Below are 25535 nucleotides of genomic sequence, written 5' to 3' on the forward strand. Positions count from 1 at the left end.
ACTCAGGGTTCAGGGGAGCAGGAGGGCGGAGTCGCCGAACTCGTGCCACAGGTAGCCCTCGGCGACCGCGGCGTCGTAGGCCGCCTGGGTGAGCTCGGGACCGGCGACCGCCTCGACGAGCAGGAGATGGCTGGCCTGTGGGTCGTGCCAGCCGGTGATGAGCCCGTTGACGACGTACGGCGGGTTGGCGGGCGTGATCACCCGGTCGGTCCAACCGCTGGCTGCTCTCACCGCACCGGTCGCCGGGACGACGGCCGACTCCAGGGCCCGGGTGACGGTGGTGCCGGCCGCGACGATGCGGCCACCGGCGTACCTGGTCTGCTCCACCAGCCTGGCCGTGGTCTCGGAGACCTCGAACCACTCCGCGCCGGGGGCCTCGCCGGCCTCCTGGGAGGAGACGCCGGTGTGCAGGGTGACCGGTGCGATCTGGATGCCGTGCGTGACCAGCTCGGTGACCAGGGGATGGGTGAACGGTCGCGCGGCCGAGGGCATCTCGGCGCTCCCGGGGCGGTGCCCGAAGACCGTCTGGTAGGCGTCGAGCGGGTAGCGCCGGTCGAGATAGCCGTACGCGATCGGCCGGCCGGCCCGCGCCAGCTCGGCGGTCACGTCGCCGGTGACCTCCGCGCGCCACAGCCGGTTTCCCTTGCCCGTGGGGGAGGATGGGCGACCGTCGGGGTAGGGCTCGAGCAGCGTGACCCGGAGCCCCGCGGTCACGACCACGTCGCCCTCGGCCGCGTCGAGCACGGACCGGGCGGCGTCCGGCGCCGAGCGGATCTCCACCGCCCAGCCGGTGTCGAGGCGCTGGGCGAGGTGGAGCACGACCCGGCCACGACCGACCATGTCGGCATCGAGCTGACGCGCCTCGGTGATCGAGTCGTTGACCACGACCAGGTCGCCGGGGGAGAGGTGGTCGGCAAGATTGCGGAACCGCGCATGTCGTACGCCGCCCGGAGTCGCCACGAGCAGGCGCACGCCGTCGCGCTCCAGGCCGCGCCACTCCGCGGGCGCGGGAGCGGTGGTGTCCTCGGGGAAGGGGAAGGTGGTCGTGGGCCGTTCGGCGAGCATCGTCATCGGCTTGCTCCTGCGGGTGCGAGGTCGGTGGCGCGGTAGCGCCCTGAGGGCTGCGTGCTCGTGAGCAGTGCGAGCAGGTGCGGAACGACCGATTCCGGGAGCGGGCGGTCGGAGATGTCCTCGCCGGGGAAGGCGGCCTGGTGCATCGCGGTGCGCATGTCGCCAGGGTCGACGGCGTAGGCGCGGACCCCGTTCTCCTCGCCGAGGGTGAGGACAAGGTGGTCGAGCGCGGCCTTGCTGGCTGCGTACGTCCCCCAGGTCGGGTAGTGCTCGACGGCCGCGTCGCTGGAGATGCCGACGAGGGTGCCGCGGGAGGCGATCAGGTAGGGGAGGAGCCGCTGGGTGAGCGCGAGCGGCGCCAGCAGGTTCGTCTCGAGGACCTGGGAGAAGAGGCTCTCGGGGACCTCGGCCAGGGGAAGCATCGGGCCGAGCTCGCTGGCGTTGTGCACGAGCAGGTCCAGACGCCCGTGCCGCGCGACGGCGGCGGCGATGGCGTCCTGGTGGTCCCGGTCGCGTACGTCGCCGGCCAGCGTCGTCACCCGAGCGCTGTCCGGCAGCGCGGCGTGGAGGCGGTCGGCGTGGCGGGCGTCGGTGACGACGCTCCACCCTGATTCGAGGAGCGCCGTGGTCAGGGCGAGGCCCAGGCCGGCGGAGCCGCCGGTGATGACGGCGACGTGGTTGTGTGATCGGTTCATGCCGCTAGGATTCAACCTAAAGTGAACTCGAGATCAAGGGCTGCGACAGAAAAGAGTGAGATGAACACCCACGACCAGCTCACGATGGGCGAGGTGACCCGCCGCAGCGGCTACGCGGCCTCCGCGGTCCGCTACTACGAGAGCCAGGGCCTGATCCAGGCCGAGCGATCGGCCGGGGGACAGCGTACGTTCGAGCGCAGCGTCCTGCGCCGCCTCGCCTTCATCCGGGCGGCCGCCAACGTCGGGCTCTCCCTGGACGAGATCAAGGCCGAGCTCGACTGTCTGCCGGGGGACCGGACCCCGACCAAGGCCGACTGGGCCCGGATGTCGAAGCACTGGCGCCGCCGCCTCGAGGAGCAGATCCACGCCCTGGAGCGTCTGCGCGACAACCTCGACTCCTGCATCGGCTGCGGCTGCCTCTCGCTCCAGCGCTGCCGCATCTCCAACCCCGGCGACGCCGCTGCCGCCCAGAGCTCCGGCGCCGCGTACCTCCCCAAGGTCCTGCGCCGCGACCCTCCCCGCCGCCGCCCCTGACCCGCCGAATCCGCCGAACTGGCGAGCCGAGAATGCAGTTGTGGGCGACGAAACAACAGTTTCGTCGCCCACAACCACCGATTCGGCGTGAGGGTGATCAGCCGACGGTGATCGTCTCGAACTCGACGGGAGTCTTGGGAGCACCGGTGCCGTCGCCGCCGGCCTCGGCCACACCTGCCTCGCCGACCTCCTGGAGGGTCTTGATGCCGGCCTCGTCGAGGGTGCCGAAGACGGTGTAGGCCGGCTCGAGCTGGGTGTCGCCGAAGACCATGAAGAACTGGCTGCCGCCGGAGTCGGGCTGGCCGGTGTTGGCCATGGCGAGGGTGCGGGCCGGGAAGGTGTCACTGGGCTTGAACTCGTCGGGGATGGTGTACCCCGGGCCGCCGGTGCCCTGGCCGGTCGGGTCGCCGCACTGCAGCAGCTCGAAGCCCGGGTTGGCGCCGAGGCGGTGGCAGCTGGTGCCGTCGTAGTAGTCCTGCGAGGCCAGCGAGAGGAACGAGTTGACGGTGCACGGCGCCTTGTCGGCGTCGAGGGTCACCGCGAGCGGGCCGACGGAGGTGTTGATGGTGGCGGCGACCTTGCCAGTGTACTGCGCGGTCTTCTCCGGCGCGTCCACCTCCTTCGAGGCGCCCATCGGGTCCTCGGCGTAGTCGCAGCTGGTGGAACCGGCCTTCACGATCGACTTCCAGTCGCTCGACTCGCTCGACTTCGGGCCTTTGCTCTCCTGAGCCTCACCCGAGTCCCCGGAACCGCTGGAGGAGCCACAGGCGGAGAGCGTCAGAAGCAGGGCAGCGGCGGCAGCGGCCGGGAGCATACGAGTCAGCATGCCCAGATGCTAGGGGAGCCGCCCGAATCCACTCGCGACCGACCCCGCGGCAGCGATGCCACCGACATCCGTCACCAGCATCGGTGCCGCGCACTATCGCACAGCCTGGTTGCGTGCCGCGATACTGCACCAGCCTCACCGCACCCCGAAACGCCACGACAGGGGAGGGCTCGGCTAGCCTCCAGCCGTGCCACTGCTCTCGCTGCGTTTCGAGCTCGACGACATGACCCGTCCCGAGGTGATCCGGATGCTCGAGGAGCATCTCGAGGACATGTACGCGGTGACGCCGGCCGAATCGGTGCACGCGCTCGACCTCGAGGCACTGAAGGTGCCCGAGATCGCGTTCTGGTCGGCCTGGGAGGACACCGAGCTGGTCGGCTGCGGTGCGCTGAAGTCGCTCGGCGAGGGCGACTACGAGCTCAAGTCGATGCGCACCACGGCCGCCGCCCGTGGCCGCGGCATCGCGACCGCGGTGCTGCGCCACCTGATCGAGCAGGCCAGGTCACAGGGCGGCCGCCGGGTGCTCCTGGAGACGGGGACGGAGGCCTTCTACGAGCCCGCCCGACGGCTCTACGCGGGCAACGGCTTCACCGAGCGCCCGCCCTTCGGCAGCTACGTGCTCGACCCCAACTCGGTCTTCTTCGAGCTCTCGCTGTAGTCCTCGACCGACGGAGTGCTCCGTCGGAACAGCAGGTCGTCGAGAGCGAGCTTGGTGCGGCGTACGAGGATCAGGTAGACGGCGATCGCCAGCCAGCCCAGGTCCCGGAAGGTGTCGGCGAGGTAGCTGGGGTCGGCCGACGCGCCACCACCGCCGAAGCAGCCGCAGTCGATGTTGAGCCCGCGCGCCCACGCCGAGGTGATCCCGAGGAGGAACGAGCACAGGCCGAGGGCCGTCGCCACCGCCGCCGTCCGGGTGAACAGGCCGAGGATGAGCAGCACGCCGAGCACGATCTCGGCGATCGGCATCGCGATGGCGTACGCAGGGGCCAGCTGCCACGGCAGCAGCTGGTAGCCACGCACCGCCTGCTCGGTGATCGTCGGCTCGGGCAGCTTGGCGAGCCCGGCGGCGAGGAACACGAAGCCGAGGTAGAGGCGGCCGGCGAGGCCGATCCAGCCCAGGCTGTGCTCGTTGAGAATGGCTGCGCGGGTCCTCATGAGAGCACCACCCACGACGTGCGCAGGACTCCGAAGACGACGAACGCGGCCACGACCGCGTAGCCGGTCCACAGCAGCGGCGCGGGCGAGACCTCGTCCCGGATCTCGCGCCGCACGAACCACACCCCGAGCGCCAGCACGGCCACGGAGACCGCGACCAGCCCGACGACGTACCACACCTCGTTCACGCGGCCAGCGTGCCACAGTCCAGGGCCGCAACCACCGCCCGGACGCCCGCCTTCAGCGCATCTTCAGGCTGCGGGCCGCCTTCTCAGGAACGGGGCGCCCAGATCACAGGTCGGTGAAGTCGGCGTAGAGACACGCGTGGTCGGAGGCCGCGTGCTGCTCGGCCGTCAACGTGGGGAAGAGGTCCCACGGGTCCTTGGTGCGCGGCCCGTGCCAGACGCCCTTGCGGAAGACGCCGCCGCCGGTCTGCTTCGCGCGCAGCGCGGGGGAGAGGAGGAGGTAGTCGATCTTGTCGTCCTCGTTGCCGGAACCGTACGTTCCGCGGCGGTGGTTCCAGTCCCAGTGCTCGTGCTCGCTGGCGTCGACGAGGCCGTCGACGGAGAGGAGGGGCTTCAGCGACTCGCTGGCGGGGGAGTCGTTGAGGTCGCCGGCGATGCAGATGTGCTCGATGCCCTCCTCGAGCAGCCCGCGGTAGATCTCCGCGACCCGTGTCGCCTGCCGTCCGCGCCGCTTGGCGCCCTGGGGATCACCCTTCTCCGAGTAGCCCTTGGACTTGAAGTGGTTGGCCAGCACCACGATCCGCGCGCCGCTGGGAGCCTCGAGGTGGTACTCGCAGCAGTCGCGGGAGAAGATCACGCCCTCCTCGTCGCGGTCGAAGATGTGCGTGCGGAGCTGGACGAGACGGTAGCCGTCGCCGACCATCACGCCGACGTCGATGCCCCGCTCGTCGTTGCCCTCCACGACCATCACCTGCTCGTACGCCTCGGCGCCGACCTCCGGCAGCAGCGTCTCGGAGAACATGTGCAGCCCCGGCCGGTCGTCGGCCTCGACGACCACCGCGACCTCGGCACGCAGCTCGGCGAAGACGCGCGCGATGTTCTCGGTGGCGACCTCGTCGACGGCCGTGGTCTTGAGCTCGACGAAGCCGACCCAGTCGTTGCGACCCTTCGCGACCAGCTGCACGTCGCCCGACCGCGGCCGCTTCAGCAGCGCGCCCCGCAGTTTCCGCAGCCGCGCGAACTCGCCCTCGTCGCTCTTGAGCAGGCCGAGCTTCGCGAGGTTGTCCAAGATCTCCTGCTCGTCGCCCGCATAGCTGGGCTGGGCGAGGAGGGTGGAGACGCGGGAGTGAGCGGTCAGGACCGCCCGCCGCGTCTTGGCGTCGGCCGCGTCGGTGTCCATCGCCTTCGGCCGGGCGAAGAGGTTCTCGACATTGAAGGATGCGAGCCGCATACCTCCAGGCTAGGACACCCGACCGGTCAGCGGGTCGCGATCGGTGAGGCAGTAGACCTGCCCGTACGGAGCACGCATGACCGTCCACCACTCGAAGACCCCGACGGTCTCGGCGCCGAGCGCCTCATGACGGCAGGTCTCCGAGGCGCGGTGGGCGACCGCGACGTCCGGGTGTGCCCGCACCTCGCCGTCCTCGTCCTCGAGCCGTTGCAGCAGGATCCGGAGGCCGCCGTGAGCGTCGGGGTCGGCGAGGCGTACGAACTCGGGGGTCTTGGCCGGCTCCGCCGTCCGTCCGGTGACCGCCGCCCAGAAGGCGACCTCCTCGTCCCAGCGACCACGGGGGATGTCGATGCAGATCTGGTCGACCACCCGCTCGGGCTCCGAGCGCGCGAACCGGGGCGCGGAGCTGTCGCCGAGGGTGTGGCAGAAGGGCAGCCCACCGGGGGAGCGCATGACCGGCACCTCGTCGTACGTCCATGCCGGGTGTGCGCCGAGGGACGTCGACCGCTCGACGGCGGCCTCGCGATCGGCCGCGTCGAGGTCGATGTGGACCCGTGGCTCGCCGTCCTCGAGAGCCTGGAGCTTCAGCCAGGCATCACCCGTCTGCGGCACCAGGGTGACGAACTGCTTGTCCTCGCCCCGCGGCGGCGAGATCGCCCAGCCGGTCGCGGCCGACCAGAACGCGACCGCCTCCTCCCAACGCGGGCGCGGGACGTCGAGGAAGAGATGGAACCAGGCAGGTACGCCAGCGGTGCTCATGTCTGTCGACCCTACGCGTGCGACGAGGCCCGCGCAGGCGCACGAGGAGACTCGCGGGGACTGAATGAGACACGCCGGGGCGCACCGCGAGTGCGGCGCGCCCCGGCGTGTCGAGAGTCGGGGATCAGCCCTGCTGGGAGATCCCGAACTGTACGTTGCCGGAGGCATCCATCCCGGCGTCGAGGACCTTGTCGTCGAGCTCGGCGGCGGCGCCCTGGTCGAGGAAGACGCGTGCGCCCTCCTGCTCGATGACCTGGTCCTGGGCCTCGGCCTCGGGGACCAGTGCGGCGCTCAACGCACCGTCCGGTTCTGCGTTGGAGGCGAGGCGAAGGCCGGCGCCCTGGGACTGCTCGGAGATCGAGCGGACGATCGTGGTGGCGTTCTCGGTCAGCTGAAGCATGTCGAGATCTTCCATGGTTGGGTACGGAGTACCCGCTCCACCATTCCTCACCGATCGGCCTCATTCAAGCCCGTGGGGCCGCGGGTCGCCCGGGATCAGGCGTCCCAGCCCTCCGGACGAAGGCTCTTCGGGAGCTTCGAGACCACCGCGGCGTACGACTCGTCGACCGCCTCCAGGATCTCCTCGTCCGGGATCTCACCGCCCCAGGACAGGTCGTTCCACCCCGACCGCCCGATGTAGCCGGTGACCGTCACGTCGTCGGGATAGCGCAGCAGCCACTCGTCGGCGACCTCGCGCGACGGACCGCACTTGAGCCCGACCTTCGCGGCTCCGAGGAACGCGAAGATCTTGCCGCGCTCACCCGGCCCGACCTTGATCACCGGATGCTCGTGATCCCACGGGTTGTCGGGCCAGGTGCCGGGCTTGGCGAGGCAGTAGGCCTGCAGCGAGGTCACGTCCATGGCGCCCATCCTGCCACCGCCCGCGCGTCGTCGTGGGCCGCGATTTCCGGTGGGTCAAATGCGAGACGGCAGGCCTAGAATATTGGCCGAGGACAGTCGTTCTTCCTTTGGCATGGGGCTGAGGAGGTGAAATACAAATGTCGTCTGAAAACCTGTCCATTCAGGAACACCCCGACATCGCGGCACTTCGGGACCGGTTCGATCTGACCGGATCCTCCGCCACCGCTCAGGTGGTCGATGGTGTCACGATGCTGGCCGGCCTCTATCTGGCCGTATCGCCGTGGATCGTGGGCTTCAACACCACGGCATCGCCACTGATGATCAGCAACCTGATCATCGGTCTCACGGTTGCACTGCTGGCGCTCGGGTTCGCGTCGGCGTTCGGCCGCACACACGGTCTGGCCTGGACCGTTCCGCTCATGGGGGCATGGGCGATCGTCTCGCCGTGGCTCATGAACGGCGTCGACACGACCGGGGGGATGATCGCCTCCAACGTCATCGTTGGGGCCGTCATCATGCTGTGCGGGCTCGGCTCGTCCGGGTTCGGCACGTTCTTCAATCCGCGTAGGTAGCGCTCGCGGAATCGTCCCGAATCGACCGGCCGAGCGAGGAGCGCTCGGCCGGCCTCAGGTGGATTCGGGCGACCGGGTTCAGCCGAGGTCCGCGCCGTAGACCTTCGTCACGGCGATCGTGATGAGCACCCGGCGGTCCTTGACCATCACCTCTCGGTACTCGTCCCAGTCGGGATGCTCGCCGGCACCGCGCCGGTAGTAGTCGACGAGCGCGTCGACCTCCGGTCCGTCGGGAGCGGTGCCCGGTCCGGTCAGCGTGACCGTGCCTTCGGCCGTGGCCCAGGAGCGCCCGCCGGGACCGTCGACCTCGATCGCAGCCCGCGGGTCGCGGCGGAGGTTCTTCGTCTTCACCAGCCCCTCGCGGGTCGAGATCAGGATCTCGCCGCGCTCACGGTCGTAGTACTGCCACACCGGCGAGAGCTGTGGGAGCCCGTTCGCCTTGATCGTGGCAAGGATCCCGTGGCGGGTCGTGGCGAGCAGCTCATGCGGGTCGAACGTCATGGTGAAGCGCCTCCTTTGGCGGGCGTTGCCCAGATGGTCGTTGCCTTCTAGAAGGCACCGGGCCGCGACTTCCTTCCCGCGTTCCTAATTCGGAGGTGCGCCCCGCGCGGGTCGGCTAGGTTGCCGAGCACCCCGCACCGAAGGAGACCCCACATGCGTGCATTGATCGGCCGGATTCTGGTGGCGATGGGGCTGGTGTCCCTGCTCCTCGTCACACCCGCCAACCCCGCGACCGCCGCCGAGGACGACATCCTCGACCGCCTCCTCGCCATCGAGGGCGTCAGCCTGATCCAGGAGAAGCCGGTCACCGGCTACCGCTACTTCGTCCTGAGCTTCACCCAGCCGGTCGACCACCGGCGTCCCGACGGCGACACCTTCCAGCAGCGCTTCACCGTGCTCCACAAGGACACCGCCCGCCCGACCGTGTTCCACACCAGTGGCTACAACGTCTCGACCAACCCGGGCCGCAGCGAGCCGACCCGGATCGTGGACGGCAACCAGGTCTCGATGGAGTACCGCTTCTTCACCCCGTCGCGTCCCGACCCCGCCGACTGGGACGACCTCGACATCTGGCAGGCGGCCAGCGACCAGCACGCCATCTTCAAGGCGCTGAAGCCGATCTACTCCGCGAACTGGCTGGCCACCGGCGGCTCCAAGGGCGGCATGACCGCGACCTACTTCGAGCGGTTCTACCCCCGCGACATGGACGGCATCGTCGCCTACGTCGCGCCGAACGACGTGGTCAACCGTGAGGACTCCGCCTACGACGAGTTCTTCGCCACCGTCGGCACCGAGGACTGCCGCGACCGGCTCAACGGTGTGCAGCGCGAGGCTCTCGTCCGACGCGAGGCGCTGAAGGCGAAATACGCCGACCTGGCGGCAGCCGAGGGCTACACCTTCGACACCGTGGGCAGCCTGGACGCTGCGTACGAGATGGTGGTGCTCGACTACGTGTGGGCCTTCTGGCAGTACGCCGGCACCTCACAGTGCTCGAACATCCCCGCCGACGCGGCGACCGCCACCGACCAGGCGATCTGGGACTCGATCGACTACTACTCGGGCTTCAGCTTCTACACCGACCAGGGCCTGAGCCCCTACACGCCCTACTACTATCAGGCCGGCACCGAGCTGGGCGCGCCGACGATCGGCTTCCCGCACATCGAGGACGAGCTGATCCGCTACGGCTACCAGCCGCCGCGCAGCTTCGTCCCGCGCGACATCGACATGCGGTTCGACCCCTCCGCCATGCGTGACGTCGACTCGTGGGTGCGCAAGCACGCTCACCAGATGCTCTTCGTCTACGGCGAGGCCGACCCGTGGGGCGCCGAGCGCTTCCGCCCGGGATTCTTCGCCACCGACTCCTACGTCTTCACCGCCCCAGGCATGAACCACGGTGCCAACGTCGCCGGTCTGGTCGCCGACGAGCGTGAGCTCGCCACCGCCCGGATCCTGGAGTGGGCCGGCGTCGCGACCGCGGCCGTCGAGGCCGACGCGACGAAGGCGAAGCCGCTGGCGGCGTACGACGCGAAGCTCGACAAGCGTGACCTGCGCGAGGAGCGGCGGATGCGTCCGTGAGTTGCCACTGAGTCGAGGAAAGGGGCTTGTCTTAGAGCGCGCTCGAAGCTCTAGCGTCTGAGGTATGGATCTTGGACTCCACTACTTCACGTTCACCCACCCCGAGTGGGAGACCACGCTCGCCGACAAGCTGACCGAGACCGCCCGCATCGCAGACGAGGGTGGCGTCGACCTGCTCACCGTCATGGACCACTGGTTCCAGATGGAGCAGGCCGGCGGCCCCTTCGAGCCGATGCTCGAGGGCTACACCACGCTGGGCTACCTGGCCGGCATCACCGACAACGTACGCCTCAGCCTGCTTGTCACCGGAGTGACCTACCGTCACCCCGGGCTGCTCGCCAAGACCGTCACGACCCTCGACCGGCTCTCCGGCGGCCGCGCGCTGCTGGGCATCGGCGCGGCCTGGTACGAGCGCGAGCACCAGGGCCTCGGCGTGCCCTACCCGCCGACCGCCGAGCGGTTCGAGCGCCTGGAGGAGACCATCGAGATCTGCCGCCAGATGTGGTCGGACAACGACGGCGCCTACGAGGGCAAGCACTACCAGCTCGCCGAGACGATCTCGCTGCCGCAGCCGGTCAACGGCACGGTGCCGGTCCTGATCGGTGGGGGCGGGGAGAAGAAGACGCTCCGCCTGGTCGCCAAGTACGGCCAGGGCACCAACCTCTTCGGCGCCGCCAGTCCCGAGGCGGTCGAGACCGTCAAGCACAAGCTCGACGTGCTGCGCGGCCACTGCGACGACCTCGGCACCGACTACGACGCGATCGAGAAGACCATGCTCTTCCAGGGGCCCGCGGTCGAGGACCCGGACACGTTCCTGAAGTCGATGGAGGAGTACGCCGCCCTCGGCATCACGCTCGTCGGGCTGATGCCGACGCCGTACGTCGACCCGGTCCCGTGGGCCACCGCGGCCGTCGACCTGGTGCCGCGGCTCAAAGAGATCTAGAAGGCCCGCTCCGGTTGGCCAGAGGCGTACACTTGTTCTAACCACGCTTCCAGCCGGGCTCGTCGAGTTCGCAGGGCAGCACGAAAGGTGATCGTCATGACGACGTCGCCGACAGAGGAGCACACGACCGCAGTTCGGGTCGGGCTTCGGATCCGCCTCGACAACAGCTTCAGCTCGGGGCCGCTCGATGGCGCTTGGTGGCCACAGTCACGCGACCTCCAGGAGGAGGCCGCTGACCTGATCGACCACTTTCCCCATCGCGTGGGCCGGATCTCGCGGCTGTTGTACTCCCGGCCCGACTGGGACTCGGGCGGGGGAGCGTCGAGCGCCCACAAGATCCGCGCCGCACGCGGGTTCGTGAAGGTGGGCTCGTTCCCGTCCGACGACACCCACCTCGTGGTGCTGTCGATGGCCTCCGGTTATCGGCTACGCCTGCTGGTGGTGCCTCACGACACCGACGCCGAGCGTGCCGAGGAGATCATGGAACAGGCGGCAGACGACCGGAACACCCAGCGCCCGGCGCAGCTGCTGGGCCTCGATGGCCCCGACCAGAGCCACATCGGTCAGCAGATCTGGGACAACGACGGCGCCCATTAGCTGTCCGGTCCCTGATCGACCTGTGCCCCCGTGCCGAGGTGGCGGCCCGAGCAGAGCGGCGCGGCTGCGAGCCTCCGGGAGGCTACGTCACATCGGGGCCCGGGCGAGCCCGAGGCCGACGCACGCGAACAGCAGCCCCATCCCACCGAAGATGATCCCGAAGACGATCGCGCAGCCGGTGCCTCCGCCGGATCCCGCGATCATCGACTTCGACGGGTCGAGCGGGTTGACCACGATGTCCAACGGCGGCACCGTCCCGTCCAGCCGGAACCGGCGGTCGGGCAGCGTACCCGAGCTCGCATAGGTGCCGCCGTCGGGACCGCGATACTCATAGTGCGCGATCAGCCGGGTACGGCTGCCGTGGTCGCCGCTCGAGGTCGTCTTCGTCTCGACCTCGCGGATCGTGGCCTGCCACGGTGTCCAGGTCGAGAGCCGCTGGCGGCTGATGATCGACCAGACCACGATCCACACCCCGATGCCCGCGAACAGCAGGCCCATCCCCGCGAAGAGCCAGCCGAAGAACATCCAAGTCTCCCATCGCCCGAGGCGAGAGCCGCCTGATGGCAGGAGGCTACGTCATCGCAGCGGGCTCGCGGGCTTATCGGGCCCGCTGGAGGGTCGCCGCCACGACGGCACGTGTCTCGGCGGGGTCGATGACGTCATCGATCTCGAACACGCGTGCGGCGTTGAGGGCGCTGGCCTGCTTGCGGTACTCCTCGGTGAGCGCGGCCACCGTCTCCTCGCGCTCCGCCTCGGGCATCGCGGCGAGCTCGGCGGCCATGGAGAGGCGTACGGCGCCCTCCAGGCCCATCGGGCCGAGGTGGGCGTCGGGCCAGGCGACGGTGAGCAGCGGGCGGTGGGTGCTGCCGCCGAGCATGGCCTGCGCCCCGAGGCCGTAGCCGCGGCGCAGGATCACCCCGACGAGAGGTGTCGAGAGCTGGGCGCCGGCGACGACCATCCGCGAGGCGTGCCGGACCAGACCGCCCCGCTCGGCCTCGGGGCCGACCATGAACCCCGGGGTGTCGACCAGCGACACCACCGGGAGACCCCAGCGGTCGCACAGCGCGAGGAAGTCGGCTGCCTTGACCGAGGCGTCGCTGGTGAGCGCCCCGGCCAGGTGCGTCGACTGGTTGGCGACCACGCCGACCGCGATCCCGTCGATCCGTGCCAGCGCGGTGACGAGCTCCGGAGCGAACGCCTCGCGGAGCCAGACGACCGAGTCGACGTCGGCGAGCGTCTCGACGACAGGGCGTACGTCGAAGGCCTCCCGGTCGTTGTGGGGGAGGATCGTGCGCAGGTCGGTCTGGTCGACGGCCTCGCCGCCCTCCGCGGCCGGCTCGAGACAGGCGAGGATGCTGCGTACGGCCTCGACGGCTGCGGCCTCGTCCTCGACGACCAGGTCGATGACGCCGTTGGCGGCCTGGTCCTTCACCGGTCCGATCTCCTCCGGGGCGAAGGTGCCGAGCCCGCCGCCGGCGATCATCGCCGGGCCGGCCATGCCGAGGTTGGCGTCCGGCGTCGCGATGCGGAGGTCGGCACAGCCGGCCAGCACCGCGTTGCCCGCGAAGCAGCGCCCGGAGACGACGGCGATCCGCGGCACGACGCCCTCGAGTTCGCCCCACAGCGCGAACGAGCCGACATCGAGCGCAGAGACCAGCGGGATGTCGGTGTCGCCCGGGCGCCCGCCGCCGCCCTCGGTGAAGAAGACGGTCGGGAGCCGCATCCGCCCGATGATCTCGATGAGCCGGTCCGACTTCCGATGCCCGCGCATGCCCTGCGTACCGGCCATCACCAGGTAGTCGTAGGACAGCACCGCGCACGGCTTGCCGCCGATGGTGGCGGTGCCGCCGATGATCCCGTCGGCGGGAGTCTCGACGACGAGCTCGGCCAGGTCGCGACGCTGCTCCTGCGCCGCGGTGATGAACCTTCCGTACTCGACGAACGAGCCCGGGTCGACCAGGTCGGCGATGTTCTCCCGAGCCGTACGCCGCCCCTTCCCGTGCCAGCGGGCGACCTTGTCGGCGCGAGCCGCGTCCGTGGTCAGGAAGCGGCGGGCGTGCAGCTCGGTCAGTCCGGTCACAGGTGTGTCGTCGGTCACGCGGTCACGATAGGGAATGCCGGGTCGGGAGCCTCGAGCACCCCCAGCAGGCGTTGGAGCAGACCGAGGTCACCGGCGTGCTCGATCCCGTCGAGCCGCCGCGCGCCGAGCAGACCGGCGAGCTGGGGGCGGGTGAGCGTCAGGCTGAGGCCGGCGGCCGGGTCCGGGGCGCTGTCGCGCCGGTGCACGAGCACCCCGTTGCGGAGCCGGGCGTGCCACCAGCCGCCCGCGGCGGTGTCGTCGTGGTCGGTGAGATGCCAGTCGATCCGCAGGTCTAGGTCCCACGCCCGCGGGCCGTCGATCCGGATGGAGAGGGAGTCGAGCAGCTGCGGGACCGTGAGTGCGGCGAGCAGGCCCCGACCGCCTCCGCGGGGCGGTACCTGCGGGCCGTCGAGGAGTTCGCGCGCACCGGTGAGGTAGACGTTGCGCCAGGTGGCGTTCTCCGCGCCGTGCCCGAGCCGGGTGTAGACCTCGGCCAGCAGCTCCCGGGCCGCTCGCTCCGACGGGTCCGCGAACACCACATGGTTGAGCAGGGTCGCCGCGAACCTCAGGTCACCGCTCTCGCCGCTCGCCACGAGAGCCGCGGCGTGGTCGAGCGCCGCGGACGTGCCGCCGAGCAGCCGCACCCAGCGCTCGCCCTCCTCGGCCGGTGGCAGCTCCCACAGGTGGGCGGGGTTGGCGTCGTACCAGCCCAGGTAGCGCTGGTAGATCCCCTTCACGTTGTGGCTCAGCGAGCCGTAGTAGCCCCGGGTCGAGGGCTGCGCGTCGAGCGCCGGTGGCAGGACGAGCTCCTCGGCGATCTCCGTCGGCGTCAGGCCGCGGTTGATGAGACGTACGGTCTGGTCGTGCAGGTAGGCGTAGACGTCGCGCTGCCCGGCGAGGAAGGCCTCGATCCGCTCCGCACCCCAGGTCGGCCAGTGATGGGTCGCGAAGGCGACGTCGGCGCGTGAGGCGAACAGGTCGATCGCCTCGGTGAGGTAGTGCGCCCACAGCCGGGCGTCGCGCACCTCGGCGCCGCGCAGGGTGATGATGTTGTGCAGGGAGTGGACGGCGTTCTCGGCCAGGAGCAGTGCCCGCCGGTCGGGGAGATAGATGTTCATCTCCGCCGGCGCCTCGCTGCCCGGCGTGAGCTGGAACTCCATCTCCACGCCGTCGATCACCCGCGTCTCCCCGGTCCGGGTGATCGAGTCGGTCGGCTCGGCCAGCCCGATGGTGCCCGACGCCAGCCGTGGACCGAGGCCACAGCCGAGGTGTCCGTCCGGCGCGACGGGCAGCATGCTGCCGTACATGAAGGTCGAGCGCCGGTTCATCGCGGGACCGACGTAGACGTTCTCCGAGACCGCGTGCTCCAGGAACCCCTCCGGCGCCAGCACCGGTACGTCACCGCCGCCCGCCGCGAGCACGGCGGCGATCCCGCCGAAGTGATCGGCGTGAGGATGGGTCAGCACCACCCCGGTGACGGGCCGGTCATCACGGTGCTCGCGGTAGAGCCCCAGCGCCGCCGCCGCGGTCTCGGCCGTGGTGAGGGTGTCGATCACGATGATGCCGCGCTCGCCCTCGACGATGGTCAGGTTGGCGAGGTCGAGGCCGCGGACCTGGTAGATGCCCTCGGTGACCTCGAACAGGCCCTGGAGCGAGGTGAGCCGGCTGTGCTGCCACAGTCCCGCATGTGCGGTCTCCGGCGCGGGTGAGTCGAGGAAGGCGTCCGCGTCGGCGTCGAACACGACCGTGCCGTCAGCCCTGGTCACGAGGCCGGGCTTCAGCGCGCCCACGAACCCGCGGTGGGCGTCGGCCTCCTCCTGGTGGACGTCGGTCATCAGGCCCCCAGCGACTTCACGAGATCACGGATGACGCCATTGCGCTGGATCTCCGAGGAGCCGGTCAGCACGCGGAACATCCGCAGCCGCCGCCAGATCACCTCGATCTCGGCGCCCCGGACCATCCCGGCCTTGCCGTGCAGCTGCAGCGCCGCATCGGCGATCTCGAACGAGCGTTCGGCCACGAACAGCTTGCACATGAACGACTCGATCCGCGGACGCCTGCCGGCGTCCAGGTCGGCCAGGGCGTCGTAGGTCATCGACCGGGCGGCGTAGTAGTCGGTGGCCATGTCGGCGAGCCTGTGCTGGATCGCCTGCTTCTCGAGCAGCAGCCCGTCGAAGACGGTGCGGTGGGCAGCGAAGTCGAGCGCCAGGGCGAGTGCTCGCCGGGCGGCGCCGAGCGCGGTCGGGCAGTGCAGCAGCCGGTTGGCAGTGACCCGGCCGAGCGCGATCCGCAGGCCTTGGCCGATCTCGCCGAGCAGGTTCTCCTGCGGCACGAAGCAGTCCTCGAGCACGACGTCGCTCTCGATGTTCTGCCCCGACAGCGGTAGGTCGCCGGGCAGCACCCGGCAGCCGGGGGAGCCGAGGTCGACGAAGAAGGCGGCGTACGACTCCTCCTCGCCGGCCATCCGGGCCACCAGGATCGCGAAGTCGGCGAAGGTGCCGCCGGTGCTGAACACCTTGTGCCCGCTGATCAGGAAGCCGCCCGGCGCCGGGGTGGCGGTGGTCTGCATCCGGCGTACGTCGGAGCCGGCGTCGTCCTCGGTCATCGAGAAGCAGCAGGCGCGCTCGCCGCGGACGACCGGCATCAGGTACTTCTCGATCTGGTGCTCGGTCGCGTGCTCGAAGATCGCGCCGACCCGGAGTGGGCCGCCCATGTCGCCGAGCACGCTGGTGGCGAGCTGGCGGCCGGAGGCGCCGATCTCCTCCTTGAGCGCGGCCAGCTCGGTGAAGCTCAGGCCCTGGCCGCCGAGCGACTCGGGCAGGTGGATGCCGTAGAAGCCGAGCTCGCGGCTGCGCTGCCACACCGGCTCCAGCATCGAGCGGTCCAGGTGCGTCTCCGGGCCGAGGCCGAGTCCGCGCTCGTAGTCGGCGAGCTCGCCGTCGAGGTAGTCCCGCAGCCGGTGGACCAGCTCGTCCAGGCGCGGGTTGTCGGGGTAGGACGGGGTGAGGGAGAAGGTCATCTCAGCCGACCTTCCGCTCGGTGCCGGCCCAGTCGCGCTCGCGCAGCGCCCGCCGGTCGACCTTGCCGTTGCGGTTGACGGGCAGTGTGTCGGCGAACTCGATGATCCGCGGCACCTTCACCCCCGAGAGCCGTGTGCGGCAGAAGTCGCGCAGCTCCTCCTCGGTCGCGGTGGTGCCGGCGGCGAGCGTGACGTACGCCTTCACGGTCTCGCCCCACTTCTCGCTGGGAACACCGACGACGCAGGCCTCGCTGACGGCGGGGTGCTCGTAGAGCGCGGCCTCGACCTCGGAGCAGTAGACGTTGTAGCCGCCCGAGATGATCATGTCCTTCTTCCGGTCCACGATGAAGACGAACCCGTCCTCGCGGATCCGGCCGAGGTCGCCGGTGTGCACCCAGCCGTCACGGAAGGTCTCGGCGGTCGCCTCGGGCGCGTGGAAGTACTCCCGTACGCAGTCGGGACCGCGCGCCACGATCTCGCCGATCTCGCCGGCGGGCAACGGGTTGTGGTCCTCGTCGACCACGATCACCTCGGTGTCGTAGACGGGACGGCCGCAGGAGAGCAGCAGGTCCGGGTCCGACTCGATACCGCGGACGACGTCCTCGGAGCTGAGGAAGGTGATCGCGCTCGTCGTCTCGCCCTGTCCGTAGCCCTGGTTGACCACCGGGCCGAACGCCTCGACGGCCTCGCGCAGCCGCGCCGGGCTGACCGGAGCACCGCCGACGGTGATGCTCTGCAGCGCGGAGAGGTCGCGCTCGTGCAGCGTGGGGGAGGCGAGGACCAGGTTGAGCATGACGGGCACGACGAAGGTGTGGGTCACCCGCTCGCGCTCGAGCGTGTCGAGATAGGCCTCCGTGTCGAACGCGGGGAGCACGACCACCGCAGCGCCGCGGAAGAAGCAGCCGAGGATCACCATCCCGCTGGCGTGGGTGATCGGGCCGGGGGCGAGGTAGACGGCCTCGGCGGACAGCGAGCCGTAGGGGTTCATGGCCAGCTTGCGCATGTTGGCCAGCCGGTTGCCGACCGTCTGGACCGCCGCCTTCAGCGTGCCGGTCGAGCCGGAGGTGAAGTTCAGGACGGCCGGGGCGTCCTCGTCGACGTCGACGGCGACCGGGTCGGTGGAGCCTTCGGCGAGCAGGGCGTCGTACGCCACGGTGCTGTCGGCGCGGGTGGCGCTGTTGTCGAGGTCGACGACGAGGCAGTCCAGGCCGTGCGCGTCGACGATCTTGCGGACCAGCTCGAGGTGGTCGCCGCCGGTGAAGACGACCCTGACAGCGGCGTCGAGCAGCACGTGCTCGACCTCGGCAGCGGCGAGCCGCGCGCTGATCGGCACCCGGAGCGCGCCCGCCTTGCAGATCGCCATCTCCGCGACGACCAGCTCGCCGCGGTTGGTGGCCAGGGTGGCGACGGAAGTGCCCGGTGTGCAGCCGCGGGCGATGAGCGCAGCGGCGAGCCGGTTGGTGTCGTCCTCGAGCTGGCGGTAGGTCCATCGGTCGGTGCCGGAGACCAGGGCGGTGGCGTCGGGGGTGAAGGTCGCGGTGCGGGTGAGATAGCTACCGAGATTCACGGGTGCCCTCCTGGTGGTCGGGGTCGCTGCTGTGAGCGCGGTCACCCGAGATCATAGACACCTTGTCCAGAAACAGTCCAGCCGTACGGGAAAGTGCTAGAACAGTGCGCATGACGGTGGTTGAGGACCGGCGCAGCCGGCGAACGCGAGGGGCGCTCCGTGACGCGCTCATCTCCCTGGTGCTCGAGCGTGGCTACGCCGCGGTGACGGTGGAGGACATCGTCGCCGCCGCCGATGTCGGCAGGGCGACCTTCTACACGCACTTCAAGGACAAGGAGGCGCTCTACGACCATGTGGTGTCCTCGGTGCTCCAGGACCTCAAGGAGCGGCTGGACGAGGTGCTGGCCCCTGAGGACGCCGGGTTCACCGGCGAGCCGGTGGCCGAGGCCTTCCGGCACGCGAGCGAGCAGCCTGATGCGTACCGGATGATCCTGCGCGGCGAAGGGGACGGTCGCGGCCTGCGGGCGTTCGAGGACGCCTGGAGCACGACCGCCCACGAGATCTTCACGGCACGGGTGAAGGCGAACGCCGTGCGCCCACGGGTGGATCTCCAGGTGCTGGCCCGGGCCTGGGTCGGCGAGCAGATGGCGGTGCTGCTGTGGTGGCTGGACGCGCCGGAGCCGCGGCCGGCCACCGACCAGGTCGTCGAGACGCTCGTCGAGCTCTCGCGCCGTGGGCGGTTCTGGGCGACGGGATTCGACCCCGAGGGCCGCTGACGCGCGGCGCTGAGGTGGACACGGTGTCTTGTGTGGTGCGGGTCACTCGGCCTACAGTCGGACGTGATGACCGTTACTAGACGCTCTGTCTAGCATCTCGAAGGGCGGATCTCCGTTGTCCTACCGCACCCTGCTCACCGAGTACCCAGTCGGAGCACGCCGCCGCGTGCTGCTGGCTGTCGTCGTGCTCGCCCTGTTCATCTCGGCGTTCGAGGGCCAGCTGGCTCCCGTCCTGCCGCTGCTGCTCGACGACCTCGGGATGTCGCTCAAGACCTACGGCCTCATCACGGCCGCGTCGCTGATCTTCGGAGCCCTGGCCGGCTATCTCGGCGGCGAGCTCGCCGACCGGGTCGGCCGGGTGAGGATCCTGGTCCCGTTCATGTTCCTCTCCGCCGCCGCCTGCCTGTTCATGGCCACGGCGGACTCGGTGGGCCACTTCGCGCTCGCTCGGATCGTGCTCGCCTTCGTCGAGGGCGTCGCCGTCGCCGGCACCCAGCCGCTCATCCGCGACTTCACCCCGCGGATGGGCCGCGCCCAGGCCTTCGCGTTCTGGAGCTGGGGGTCCGTGGGGGCGAACTTCTTCGCCGCTGCGGTCGCCTCGGCGACCCTGGGCGTCTTCGGCAACGAGTGGCGCTCGCAGCTGTTCATCATGGCCGGTGCCGCGCTGGTCGGAGCGGTCGTCGTCGCGCTCACGCTGCGTGACCTCGCTCCCGAGGTCCGCCGCGCCGTACGCCTGACCGAGCACGACGCCCACACCGTCGACGTGCCGCATGGCCGAAAGGGTCTGAGCCTCCTCATGGCGCGCCGCGCGTTCTGGACGCACGTGCTCGCGATGTCGTTCCTCTACGTCCTGCTGGCCACGATGAACGCCTACGCCCAGACCATGCTCGTCCAGCAGTTCGGCGTCTCGGTCCGGACGGCCTCGGCGATGACGATGGTCTTCTGGCTGAGCAACCTCGCGCTGAGCCTCGTCTTCGCCCGCCTCTCGGATCGTACGCAGCGGCGCAAGGCCTTCATGGTCGGAGGCGGCGTCGCCGCGTCGGTCTTCCTGGGCGCCTTCCTGGCACTGATGGGCCGGGGGAGCGAGGCGTCCTCGAGCCTGGTGATCGTCCTCTTCGTCGGCATCGGCGTGGCCCTCGCCGCCACCTTCGGTCCGTGGATGGCGAGCTTCTCCGAGCACGTCGAGGAGGTCCACCCCGACATCCAGGGTCGTGCCTTCGGCCTCAACCACCTGCTCAACCGCACCTTCATCCTGGCGACCGTGCTCTTCGCGCCGCGGGTGGTCGAGGCGACCGGTGGCTGGGAGCGCTGGATGACGATCGCGTGGGTGGCCACGGTCCTGTTCGCCGTCACCGCGGCGCTCGTCCCCGGTGTGACCGTTCGTCGTCCTCGGGTCGACGCGGACACCGAGGCCGTCACGCAGCCTGCGTCGTGAGCCGCGCGCCCCGCGGTCGGCTCGACAGCTGGCTCTACAGCGAGACTGAGGAACCCGATGTCAGGTTCACCCTGGCCAACGAGCGTACGTTCCTGGCCTGGATCCGCACCTCGCTGGCGTTCCTCGCCGTCGCGGTCGCCGTCGACACCCTGGCGGTCGGCGGCGGCACGGCCCTGGCCGTGCTCGCCCCGCTCAGCCTCGCGATCCTCGCGGCGGGCTGTGCCGCCTGGTCCTGGTGGAGCTGGGTACGCAGCGAGCGCGCGATCCGCCGGCGCGCTGCCCTCCCGACCCGCCGGGCACCGCTTCCCCTGGTGCTCGGCGTGCTCGGCTCCGTCGCGCTCGTCTCGATGGCACTGCTGGTGTGAGCGGGGGAGACCCGGGGCTGCAGCCCGAGCGCACCGAGCTCGCCTGGCGGCGTACGCACCTGTCGCTCGTCGTCGCCGCGCTCGTCGTCGTCCGCCATCCACTGACTGACGGTCAGCTGTGGTGGCGCCTCGGTGCCGCGCTGGCGGTGGCTGCGCTGGCCGCGTACCTGTTGCTCGGGCGCCGCCGCGTCCTGGTCACCGCCGCGGTGGCGACCGTGATCGCGCTCGTCGAGGTGGTCGCGCTCGTCGGCTCGTCGTAGCCGCCCTTGAATTCGACTTGCTAAGGAGTAAGCATAATTACATGCTTACAAACGAATTGCGCGGGTGGTTCAGCGGACGGCTGCCCGATGGTGTGTACGACGAGATCGTCGATGTGGTGGTCGACCGCGAGGAGATCACCGTCGTCGGGCGGATCAAGGAGCCGAAGACCGCCGAGGGCGCTTCGGACGAAGAGCGGGCAGCAGCTAACGAAGGGCGAGCGAGCGAGTTCCGCGAGCGCACCCGCGAGGATCGGATGGCCGTGGCGCGGCAGGCCGAGCGACGGTTCGACCGGAAGGTGTCGTGGGGCGTGGAGGTCGGAGGTGAGCGGCACATGTTCACCACCGTCTCCGCGCCGGTCATGACCCGGCTGCGTCAGCCCGAGCGCAAGGTCCTCGACCTGCTGGTCTCCGGCGGCGTCGCCCGGAGCCGGAGCGACGCGCTCGGCTGGTGCGTCAAGCTCGTCCAGCAGCACTCGAGCGAGTGGCTCGACGAGCTCCAGGAGTCGCTGGTCAACGTCGAGCGCGTGCGCGCCAAGGGGCCCGGCGGATCGGCTGCGTCCTAGACCGTGACTCAGCTGAAGGCGCGCTCCCGGAGGGCCTCGATGATGGCCGGGCAGATGTCGGTCTCGTAGAGCCACTCGATGCTCTGGATACCGCCCGGGCTGTCGGCATTGATCTCGAGCACCTTGTCGCCGACCACGTCGATCCCGACGAAGAACAACCCGTCGGCCGCGAGCTTGGGACCCATCGTGTCGACGATGTCCTTCTCGCGTGCGCCGATCTCGAGCGGCTGCATCCGCCCGCCCTTGCTGATGTTGGCGCGCGGATCGTTGCCGTCTGGCACGCGCCGGAACGCGGCGTACGCTCCGTCGATCTCGATCAGCTTCCCGTCGAGCAGGAAGATCCTGGCGTCGCCCTCCTCGCCGCCGTTCACGAACTCTTGGGCGATCGCATATCCGTCCTCGAAGACCGCTTCGATGATCTGCGCCAGGTTGGTCTCGTTCTCGTCCTCGACCACGAACACGTTGCGGCCCTTGCCGCCGTAGATCGGCTTGACGACGGACTTGCCCACCTCTGCGATGAACCGTCTGATCGCTCCGGCGTCGCGGGTGACGAGGGAGCGTGGCCGGACAGACTGGGGAAACTCCTCCAGATAGAGCTTGCTCGTCGCACGGCTCAACGTCACCGGGTCATTGACCACCGTGACACCTCGAGCGGCGAGCATCTGGCCGAAGACGGTGCCAAGCGGGCCGGCCCATGGTCGTTCCTGCATCTCGGTGGCCTCTTCGTTGCGCAGGAACAGGGCATCCAGCGAGTCCATCACCAGTCGCTCCGGATCACGTTTCTTGATCCGGGCCAAGAACGTCTCGAGCGTGTCGCCCTCGATGACCTCGGCACGGCGCGCGCGGGCGAGGAGCTGTTGACTCGTGTCGAACTCGACATCGCCTGCACCGACGTACCAGACCTCGTGCGCCCCCTCAGTGGCCGCCTTGGCAAGTCGCGTGGTCGCCATCACGGGGTGTTCGACTGCGATCTCGTTGACGAAGAACGCAAGCTTCATCTCTCTCCATCTCCTTCGTAGAGGTCTGTGACCTGCAAGCCGCCGGCCATCCGGTCGAGGCGCTCGCGCGCGCCGGGCACCTCGAGCCACCGCGGGCGCACCCATGGAGGCTCGAGTACGCCGCGCTCGAGCAGGTCCTGCACCAGGTCGATGTGGTCCAGCGCGAGCTTGCCGACCAGCAGCACGTCGAGATCGACTCCCGAGGCAACGGCCTCGAGGATCCGGCTGATCCCGCGCAGGTAGATCGCGTCGCGCACCATCCCGCCGGCGACGACCACTCGGATCGCGACCGACCAAGCTGTCCGGCGGGGAAGCCGATGCTTGCCCTCCAAGGTCTCGAAGATCTCCATGAAGCTTCCGCCCGCGAGCATCAGGTCGACGGCGACGACCCGCGCCGCGAGCACCCGCAGCCGCCGTGGGTCCAGCCCGCCGGTGACGTACTCGGAGATGAGCGCCAGGCCCTCTTGGGTCTCGTCGTAGCCGGGCAAGCCGATCGTCAGCATCTTCAGCGGCTGCCGCGCGCCGTTCTGGTAGGTGACGACGTGCGTACCGACCTCGTGGTGAAGCAGCGGCTCGACCCGGTCGGCGCGGAAGGTCGCCGACTCAGGGATGAGCAGCTGCCCCGCGGACACCATCAGCTCGGAGACGTCCTCACGCACCTCGACATCCGCGGGAAACCCGGGGTACGCCGCTTGATAGTGCTCCAGCTCGGCGCGGGCTGCATCAGCGAACGCCCCGGACGTCACGTTTCCGCGGGCCGGGGGCGGCGGAGGGATGTCGGCGAGCAGTTGCTCGGCCGACGACACGAGACCGGCGGAGGGGTCGCCGAAGAGCTGCCGTGAGCCGTGCACGAACTTCGTCGTGTCACGGTCCTCGAGCGCGGTGATCTGTCGCGCGACCTCATCTCGTTTGGCCCGGAACAAGGAGTGCAGGGCTGGGTCGGCGACGTCCTCGATCTCGAGGTTGTAGAGATCACGACGCACCAGGTCAGGTTCGAAGTCGAGCTCTCGGAGCCGCAGCGTCGGCGCGACCGTGAAGTCGGTCCGTTTGAAGTCGTCCCACGCCTCCGCTCCGTTGAGTGGGGTGAGGTTCAGCAGCAGGTCGATCTGGCGCTCGATCGCGGTGAGTCGGGCGTCGATGCTGAGGGCGGGCTCGATCTCCTGAGTCGAAGCAGTCACACCCCCAGGGGTACCCACACCCTGATGGGATCATTCCTCACCGTTGCGCTCGGCGCGCTGCCGGACCAGCTCCTCGACCTGCGTCGGAAGGGTCGTCTCGAAGTCGATCAGCTTCGCCCAGGTCGGGGTGACGACGATGCGCACCATGCTGTCGTACAAGGACCGCACCTCCGCCTCCCAGGCGACTCGCTGCTCCGGTGTCATCTCGTAGGAGCCGTTCATCTCGAGGTACTCCTCGGGGATCCCGTCGACGGCGTCCAGCTCGGCGGTCCCGCGGATGAGCAGCATCTTCGGCGGGTGCACCTCGGTGTCGATGGTCAGGGCGACGGCCGGGTTGTGACGCAGCGAGATGAGCTTGGGGGAGTTGGGGGTGGTGCACATGACCACCTGTGAGCCGTTCCAGGTGAACGCGATCGGGATGTTCCTCGGGGTGCCGTCCTTGGCGACGTACGCAAGGCGGGTCAGGTCTCGGGCCAGGAGCTCGCGGCTCAGCGGACGGCTCAGGACCGCGTCGATCTCGTCAGCGTGCATGGTGTTGGACATCGAACTCTCCTCGGTTCGGGCGACCCGGTCGGTCGCTCTCACCCCATGGACGGAGCCGATCGGAGGTTCTCTACATCCTGGCTCACGATTCCGTCAGTCGACGGGCTCGCCGAAGGAGTAGGTGCCCTCGAGGGCGATCGTCGCCAGGGTGTCCTCGTCGGTGACGGAGATGTTCGACCACGTCGACACCGTGTGCTTCGCCGTCTGCCCCCTGGGGCAGACGGCGACGGTGCTGGGCGCGGGTGCGGCCACCGTCAGGGAGCCGATGACGTTGCCGTTCCTGGCAGCCTTGAACTCGCCCGACTTTGAGTAGTCACCGCTGATCACGGTCTTCTTCGGGTCATCCGGATTGTGGCCACCACGGTTGACGCACTGATACGTCGCATCGAGGTGAGCGGTCACGGTGATCGTCTCGACCGCTCCGCTCTCGAGACCGGCCTCCTTGAACGCGACGGTGACCGAGGACAGCCTGGCGTCGGTCACCGTCGTCAGGTTCTTGATGAAGTGCGGGCTGCCGCTCGCCGATGCCTGCGTAGCTGCCAGGACCGTCGCGGTGGCGGCGACCCCGATCGCCGCGCATATGCTCTGGATGCGCATGCTCATGTTCCCCCGATGGATGAGTTGCTGGGCGCAGTCGCCCGGACGCCGGGAGTCTGGCATGTCGATTCGAGGCGAAGCCATAGTCATTTCAGTCCATTTCGACGCTCATGGCATGAAAGACAGGCCAATACTTCCTAATACATTCTTCATGATCGATTCGGTCCATCTCGATGAGATAGATGCGTCGTTCGTCGCCGCTACTGCTGACCTTCGTCCTTGTGGCGGCCGAGGCGGCCGAGTAACGATCGCATCGAAGCCCTCGGCGCTCAGATGGGAGTGATCGCGTGATGTCCGGACCTGCAGCACCGTCCCCTGTCGAGGAGGGTGGATCGGCTCGCCGTGTCCTGCGTACGGGCTGGGTGGTGTTCGCGCTTCTTCCTGTCGCGTTCGTGGCCGCTGAGATCCTGGGGGATTGGCTGCTTTCCGTTCAGGGGTACTCGAACGGGGACGAGGACGTGCCGACGGCGGCCGGTATCAGAGCAGGACTTCCTGCGCTCCTGGTGCTGATCACGCCCGCGATTGTCGGAGCTTGGTGTGGCCGCAAGGCTGAGCGTCTTGGTCACCCAGGAGGTCGCCCGCTGTTCATCGTCGGATCTGTGGTGGCGGCAGCCTCGGTCTTCCTCAATCTTGTGCAGGTGCTCGCCTCATGGGTTCTCGAGCTCTGACCGAGCAACCGCGAGTCGTTGGATCTTCCGCTCGCCCCTGG

The 25535-nt window shown here is 69.5% G+C and carries 31 protein-coding genes; 12 read left to right on the plus strand and 19 right to left on the minus strand.

Going from position 1 to position 25535, the window contains the following annotated elements; translation table 11 throughout:
• Positions 1 to 9 precede the first annotated feature (9 nt).
• Both ACWZJV_RS28195 and ACWZJV_RS28200 read right to left on the minus strand, forming a co-directional pair.
• On the minus strand, positions 10 to 1071 hold the full coding sequence (locus ACWZJV_RS28195; protein ID WP_457179739.1) for an S-adenosylmethionine:tRNA ribosyltransferase-isomerase: 1062 nt from the start codon (positions 1069 to 1071) through the stop codon (positions 10 to 12).
• Complete coding sequence (locus ACWZJV_RS28200) at positions 1068 to 1766, minus strand: SDR family NAD(P)-dependent oxidoreductase (protein ID WP_457179740.1); 699 nt, start codon at positions 1764 to 1766, stop codon at positions 1068 to 1070. The genes ACWZJV_RS28195 and ACWZJV_RS28200 overlap by 4 nt, the downstream gene beginning before the upstream one ends.
• 60 nt (positions 1767 to 1826) lie before the next feature.
• Here ACWZJV_RS28200 and soxR point away from each other — a divergent pair, with 60 nt between their 5' ends.
• On the plus strand, positions 1827 to 2300 hold the full coding sequence (gene soxR / locus ACWZJV_RS28205; RefSeq protein ID WP_457179741.1) for a redox-sensitive transcriptional activator SoxR: 474 nt from the start codon (positions 1827 to 1829) through the stop codon (positions 2298 to 2300).
• A 97-nt stretch (positions 2301 to 2397) separates the two neighbouring features.
• On the opposite strand, the gene ACWZJV_RS28210 is transcribed toward soxR, so the two are convergent.
• The gene (locus tag ACWZJV_RS28210) at positions 2398 to 3126 is read right to left on the minus strand and encodes a peptidylprolyl isomerase (RefSeq protein ID WP_457179742.1); all 729 of its coding nucleotides are present in this window, start codon (positions 3124 to 3126) and stop codon (positions 2398 to 2400) included.
• A 187-nt stretch (positions 3127 to 3313) separates the two neighbouring features.
• Here ACWZJV_RS28210 and ACWZJV_RS28215 point away from each other — a divergent pair, with 187 nt between their 5' ends.
• Complete coding sequence (locus ACWZJV_RS28215) at positions 3314 to 3784, plus strand: GNAT family N-acetyltransferase (protein ID WP_457179743.1); 471 nt, start codon at positions 3314 to 3316, stop codon at positions 3782 to 3784.
• On the opposite strand, the gene ACWZJV_RS28220 is transcribed toward ACWZJV_RS28215, so the two are convergent.
• The 6 genes from ACWZJV_RS28220 to ACWZJV_RS28245 form a co-directional block, all read right to left on the minus strand.
• The gene (locus ACWZJV_RS28220) at positions 3739 to 4281 is read right to left on the minus strand and encodes a MauE/DoxX family redox-associated membrane protein (protein ID WP_196874177.1); all 543 of its coding nucleotides are present in this window, start codon (positions 4279 to 4281) and stop codon (positions 3739 to 3741) included. The two genes, ACWZJV_RS28215 and ACWZJV_RS28220, sit on opposite strands and share 46 nt — an antisense overlap.
• Positions 4278 to 4469: a hypothetical protein gene (locus tag ACWZJV_RS28225; RefSeq protein ID WP_008359586.1), complete on the minus strand. Its 192-nt coding sequence runs from the start codon at positions 4467 to 4469 to the stop codon at positions 4278 to 4280. The genes ACWZJV_RS28220 and ACWZJV_RS28225 overlap by 4 nt, the downstream gene beginning before the upstream one ends.
• A gap of 103 nt (positions 4470 to 4572) precedes the next feature.
• Positions 4573 to 5697 (minus strand): endonuclease/exonuclease/phosphatase family protein, encoded by a 1125-nt coding sequence (locus ACWZJV_RS28230; RefSeq protein WP_457179744.1) that lies wholly within the window; start codon positions 5695 to 5697, stop codon positions 4573 to 4575.
• Between the two features lie 9 nt (positions 5698 to 5706).
• Entirely contained in the window at positions 5707 to 6456 is a 750-nt protein-coding gene (locus ACWZJV_RS28235; protein ID WP_008359588.1) for a VOC family protein, read from the minus strand.
• A gap of 124 nt (positions 6457 to 6580) precedes the next feature.
• Complete coding sequence (locus ACWZJV_RS28240; protein WP_040755562.1) at positions 6581 to 6856, minus strand: hypothetical protein; 276 nt, start codon at positions 6854 to 6856, stop codon at positions 6581 to 6583.
• Positions 6857 to 6951: 95 nt separating this feature from the next.
• Positions 6952 to 7317, minus strand: a complete 366-nt coding sequence (locus tag ACWZJV_RS28245; protein WP_457179745.1) for an MmcQ/YjbR family DNA-binding protein — start codon at positions 7315 to 7317, stop codon at positions 6952 to 6954.
• Between the two features lie 137 nt (positions 7318 to 7454).
• Between ACWZJV_RS28245 and ACWZJV_RS28250 the strand changes: the two genes are divergently transcribed.
• Positions 7455 to 7889 (plus strand): SPW repeat protein, encoded by a 435-nt coding sequence (locus tag ACWZJV_RS28250; protein WP_457179746.1) that lies wholly within the window; start codon positions 7455 to 7457, stop codon positions 7887 to 7889.
• Positions 7890 to 7967: 78 nt separating this feature from the next.
• On the opposite strand, the gene ACWZJV_RS28255 is transcribed toward ACWZJV_RS28250, so the two are convergent.
• Positions 7968 to 8390, minus strand: a complete 423-nt coding sequence (locus tag ACWZJV_RS28255) for a PPOX class F420-dependent oxidoreductase (RefSeq protein WP_196874172.1) — start codon at positions 8388 to 8390, stop codon at positions 7968 to 7970.
• Between the two features lie 153 nt (positions 8391 to 8543).
• Here ACWZJV_RS28255 and ACWZJV_RS28260 point away from each other — a divergent pair, with 153 nt between their 5' ends.
• The 3 genes from ACWZJV_RS28260 to ACWZJV_RS28270 all read left to right on the plus strand — a co-directional run bounded on the left by ACWZJV_RS28260 (position 8544) and on the right by ACWZJV_RS28270 (position 11505).
• Positions 8544 to 9965, plus strand: coding sequence for an alpha/beta hydrolase family protein (locus ACWZJV_RS28260; RefSeq protein ID WP_196874171.1), 1422 nt, complete (start codon positions 8544 to 8546; stop codon positions 9963 to 9965).
• A gap of 64 nt (positions 9966 to 10029) precedes the next feature.
• Complete coding sequence (locus ACWZJV_RS28265; protein ID WP_008359599.1) at positions 10030 to 10908, plus strand: LLM class F420-dependent oxidoreductase; 879 nt, start codon at positions 10030 to 10032, stop codon at positions 10906 to 10908.
• Between the two features lie 96 nt (positions 10909 to 11004).
• Entirely contained in the window at positions 11005 to 11505 is a 501-nt protein-coding gene (locus ACWZJV_RS28270; protein ID WP_008359602.1) for a DUF5994 family protein, read from the plus strand.
• Positions 11506 to 11592: 87 nt separating this feature from the next.
• On the opposite strand, the gene ACWZJV_RS28275 is transcribed toward ACWZJV_RS28270, so the two are convergent.
• The 5 genes from ACWZJV_RS28275 to ACWZJV_RS28295 form a co-directional block, all read right to left on the minus strand.
• Positions 11593 to 12030, minus strand: coding sequence for a DUF3592 domain-containing protein (locus tag ACWZJV_RS28275; RefSeq protein WP_196874170.1), 438 nt, complete (start codon positions 12028 to 12030; stop codon positions 11593 to 11595).
• Positions 12031 to 12103: 73 nt separating this feature from the next.
• The gene (locus tag ACWZJV_RS28280; RefSeq protein ID WP_457179747.1) at positions 12104 to 13603 is read right to left on the minus strand and encodes an acyl-CoA carboxylase subunit beta; all 1500 of its coding nucleotides are present in this window, start codon (positions 13601 to 13603) and stop codon (positions 12104 to 12106) included.
• The gene (locus tag ACWZJV_RS28285) at positions 13600 to 15420 is read right to left on the minus strand and encodes an alkyl/aryl-sulfatase (protein WP_457179748.1); all 1821 of its coding nucleotides are present in this window, start codon (positions 15418 to 15420) and stop codon (positions 13600 to 13602) included. Before ACWZJV_RS28285 ends, ACWZJV_RS28280 begins: the two co-directional genes overlap by 4 nt.
• Positions 15420 to 16604 carry an acyl-CoA dehydrogenase family protein gene (locus ACWZJV_RS28290; RefSeq protein WP_457179749.1) on the minus strand — a complete coding sequence of 395 codons (1185 nt, stop codon included), beginning with the start codon at positions 16602 to 16604 and terminating at the stop codon, positions 15420 to 15422. Before ACWZJV_RS28290 ends, ACWZJV_RS28285 begins: the two co-directional genes overlap by 1 nt.
• A gap of 1 nt (position 16605) precedes the next feature.
• Complete coding sequence (locus ACWZJV_RS28295; RefSeq protein WP_457179750.1) at positions 16606 to 18171, minus strand: class I adenylate-forming enzyme family protein; 1566 nt, start codon at positions 18169 to 18171, stop codon at positions 16606 to 16608.
• A gap of 110 nt (positions 18172 to 18281) precedes the next feature.
• On the opposite strand from ACWZJV_RS28295, the gene ACWZJV_RS28300 reads away from it, so the two are divergent.
• The 5 genes from ACWZJV_RS28300 to ACWZJV_RS28320 all read left to right on the plus strand — a co-directional run bounded on the left by ACWZJV_RS28300 (position 18282) and on the right by ACWZJV_RS28320 (position 21510).
• Positions 18282 to 18887, plus strand: coding sequence for a TetR/AcrR family transcriptional regulator (locus tag ACWZJV_RS28300; protein WP_457179751.1), 606 nt, complete (start codon positions 18282 to 18284; stop codon positions 18885 to 18887).
• A gap of 115 nt (positions 18888 to 19002) precedes the next feature.
• Positions 19003 to 20322 (plus strand): MFS transporter, encoded by a 1320-nt coding sequence (locus ACWZJV_RS28305; protein ID WP_457179752.1) that lies wholly within the window; start codon positions 19003 to 19005, stop codon positions 20320 to 20322.
• On the plus strand, positions 20319 to 20687 hold the full coding sequence (locus ACWZJV_RS28310) for a YidH family protein (protein ID WP_457179753.1): 369 nt from the start codon (positions 20319 to 20321) through the stop codon (positions 20685 to 20687). Before ACWZJV_RS28305 ends, ACWZJV_RS28310 begins: the two co-directional genes overlap by 4 nt.
• The gene (locus ACWZJV_RS28315) at positions 20684 to 20947 is read left to right on the plus strand and encodes a DUF202 domain-containing protein (protein ID WP_457179754.1); all 264 of its coding nucleotides are present in this window, start codon (positions 20684 to 20686) and stop codon (positions 20945 to 20947) included. The genes ACWZJV_RS28310 and ACWZJV_RS28315 overlap by 4 nt, the downstream gene beginning before the upstream one ends.
• A gap of 41 nt (positions 20948 to 20988) precedes the next feature.
• Positions 20989 to 21510 (plus strand): hypothetical protein, encoded by a 522-nt coding sequence (locus ACWZJV_RS28320; protein WP_045550444.1) that lies wholly within the window; start codon positions 20989 to 20991, stop codon positions 21508 to 21510.
• An 8-nt stretch (positions 21511 to 21518) separates the two neighbouring features.
• Here the strand turns inward: ACWZJV_RS28320 and ACWZJV_RS28325 are convergent, their stop codons facing one another.
• The 4 genes from ACWZJV_RS28325 to ACWZJV_RS28340 form a co-directional block, all read right to left on the minus strand.
• Entirely contained in the window at positions 21519 to 22508 is a 990-nt protein-coding gene (locus tag ACWZJV_RS28325; RefSeq protein ID WP_457179755.1) for an ATP-grasp domain-containing protein, read from the minus strand.
• Positions 22505 to 23686 carry a flavohemoglobin expression-modulating QEGLA motif protein gene (locus ACWZJV_RS28330; RefSeq protein ID WP_457179756.1) on the minus strand — a complete coding sequence of 394 codons (1182 nt, stop codon included), beginning with the start codon at positions 23684 to 23686 and terminating at the stop codon, positions 22505 to 22507. The genes ACWZJV_RS28325 and ACWZJV_RS28330 overlap by 4 nt, the downstream gene beginning before the upstream one ends.
• Before the next feature lie 30 nt (positions 23687 to 23716).
• On the minus strand, positions 23717 to 24229 hold the full coding sequence (locus ACWZJV_RS28335; protein ID WP_457179757.1) for a pyridoxamine 5'-phosphate oxidase family protein: 513 nt from the start codon (positions 24227 to 24229) through the stop codon (positions 23717 to 23719).
• Positions 24230 to 24322: 93 nt separating this feature from the next.
• Positions 24323 to 24826, minus strand: a complete 504-nt coding sequence (locus tag ACWZJV_RS28340; protein ID WP_457179758.1) for a hypothetical protein — start codon at positions 24824 to 24826, stop codon at positions 24323 to 24325.
• Positions 24827 to 25191: 365 nt separating this feature from the next.
• Between ACWZJV_RS28340 and ACWZJV_RS28345 the strand changes: the two genes are divergently transcribed.
• The gene (locus ACWZJV_RS28345; RefSeq protein ID WP_457179759.1) at positions 25192 to 25494 is read left to right on the plus strand and encodes a hypothetical protein; all 303 of its coding nucleotides are present in this window, start codon (positions 25192 to 25194) and stop codon (positions 25492 to 25494) included.
• Positions 25495 to 25535 lie beyond the last annotated feature (41 nt).

The sequence above is a fragment of the Nocardioides sp. WG-D5 genome (assembly GCF_054031175.1).

Coding starts and splice junctions, on each gene's coding strand:
- ACWZJV_RS28335 (WP_457179757.1), bottom strand. CDS start 24,229: ATGTCCAACACCATGCACGCTGACGAGATCGACGCGGTCCTGAGCCGT.
- ACWZJV_RS28255 (WP_196874172.1), bottom strand. CDS start 8,390: ATGACGTTCGACCCGCATGAGCTGCTCGCCACGACCCGCCACGGGATC.
- ACWZJV_RS28265 (WP_008359599.1), top strand. CDS start 10,030: ATGGATCTTGGACTCCACTACTTCACGTTCACCCACCCCGAGTGGGAG.
- soxR (WP_457179741.1), top strand. CDS start 1,827: ATGAACACCCACGACCAGCTCACGATGGGCGAGGTGACCCGCCGCAGC.
- ACWZJV_RS28275 (WP_196874170.1), bottom strand. CDS start 12,030: ATGTTCTTCGGCTGGCTCTTCGCGGGGATGGGCCTGCTGTTCGCGGGC.
- ACWZJV_RS28220 (WP_196874177.1), bottom strand. CDS start 4,281: ATGAGGACCCGCGCAGCCATTCTCAACGAGCACAGCCTGGGCTGGATC.
- ACWZJV_RS28230 (WP_457179744.1), bottom strand. CDS start 5,697: ATGCGGCTCGCATCCTTCAATGTCGAGAACCTCTTCGCCCGGCCGAAG.
- ACWZJV_RS28300 (WP_457179751.1), top strand. CDS start 18,282: ATGACGGTGGTTGAGGACCGGCGCAGCCGGCGAACGCGAGGGGCGCTC.
- ACWZJV_RS28270 (WP_008359602.1), top strand. CDS start 11,005: ATGACGACGTCGCCGACAGAGGAGCACACGACCGCAGTTCGGGTCGGG.
- ACWZJV_RS28210 (WP_457179742.1), bottom strand. CDS start 3,126: ATGCTGACTCGTATGCTCCCGGCCGCTGCCGCCGCTGCCCTGCTTCTG.
- ACWZJV_RS28200 (WP_457179740.1), bottom strand. CDS start 1,766: ATGAACCGATCACACAACCACGTCGCCGTCATCACCGGCGGCTCCGCC.
- ACWZJV_RS28235 (WP_008359588.1), bottom strand. CDS start 6,456: ATGAGCACCGCTGGCGTACCTGCCTGGTTCCATCTCTTCCTCGACGTC.
- ACWZJV_RS28250 (WP_457179746.1), top strand. CDS start 7,455: ATGTCGTCTGAAAACCTGTCCATTCAGGAACACCCCGACATCGCGGCA.
- ACWZJV_RS28260 (WP_196874171.1), top strand. CDS start 8,544: ATGCGTGCATTGATCGGCCGGATTCTGGTGGCGATGGGGCTGGTGTCC.
- ACWZJV_RS28195 (WP_457179739.1), bottom strand. CDS start 1,071: ATGACGATGCTCGCCGAACGGCCCACGACCACCTTCCCCTTCCCCGAG.
- ACWZJV_RS28245 (WP_457179745.1), bottom strand. CDS start 7,317: ATGGACGTGACCTCGCTGCAGGCCTACTGCCTCGCCAAGCCCGGCACC.
- ACWZJV_RS28320 (WP_045550444.1), top strand. CDS start 20,989: ATGCTTACAAACGAATTGCGCGGGTGGTTCAGCGGACGGCTGCCCGAT.
- ACWZJV_RS28240 (WP_040755562.1), bottom strand. CDS start 6,856: ATGCTTCAGCTGACCGAGAACGCCACCACGATCGTCCGCTCGATCTCC.
- ACWZJV_RS28285 (WP_457179748.1), bottom strand. CDS start 15,420: ATGACCGACGTCCACCAGGAGGAGGCCGACGCCCACCGCGGGTTCGTG.
- ACWZJV_RS28325 (WP_457179755.1), bottom strand. CDS start 22,508: ATGAAGCTTGCGTTCTTCGTCAACGAGATCGCAGTCGAACACCCCGTG.
- ACWZJV_RS28340 (WP_457179758.1), bottom strand. CDS start 24,826: ATGCGCATCCAGAGCATATGCGCGGCGATCGGGGTCGCCGCCACCGCG.
- ACWZJV_RS28290 (WP_457179749.1), bottom strand. CDS start 16,604: ATGACCTTCTCCCTCACCCCGTCCTACCCCGACAACCCGCGCCTGGAC.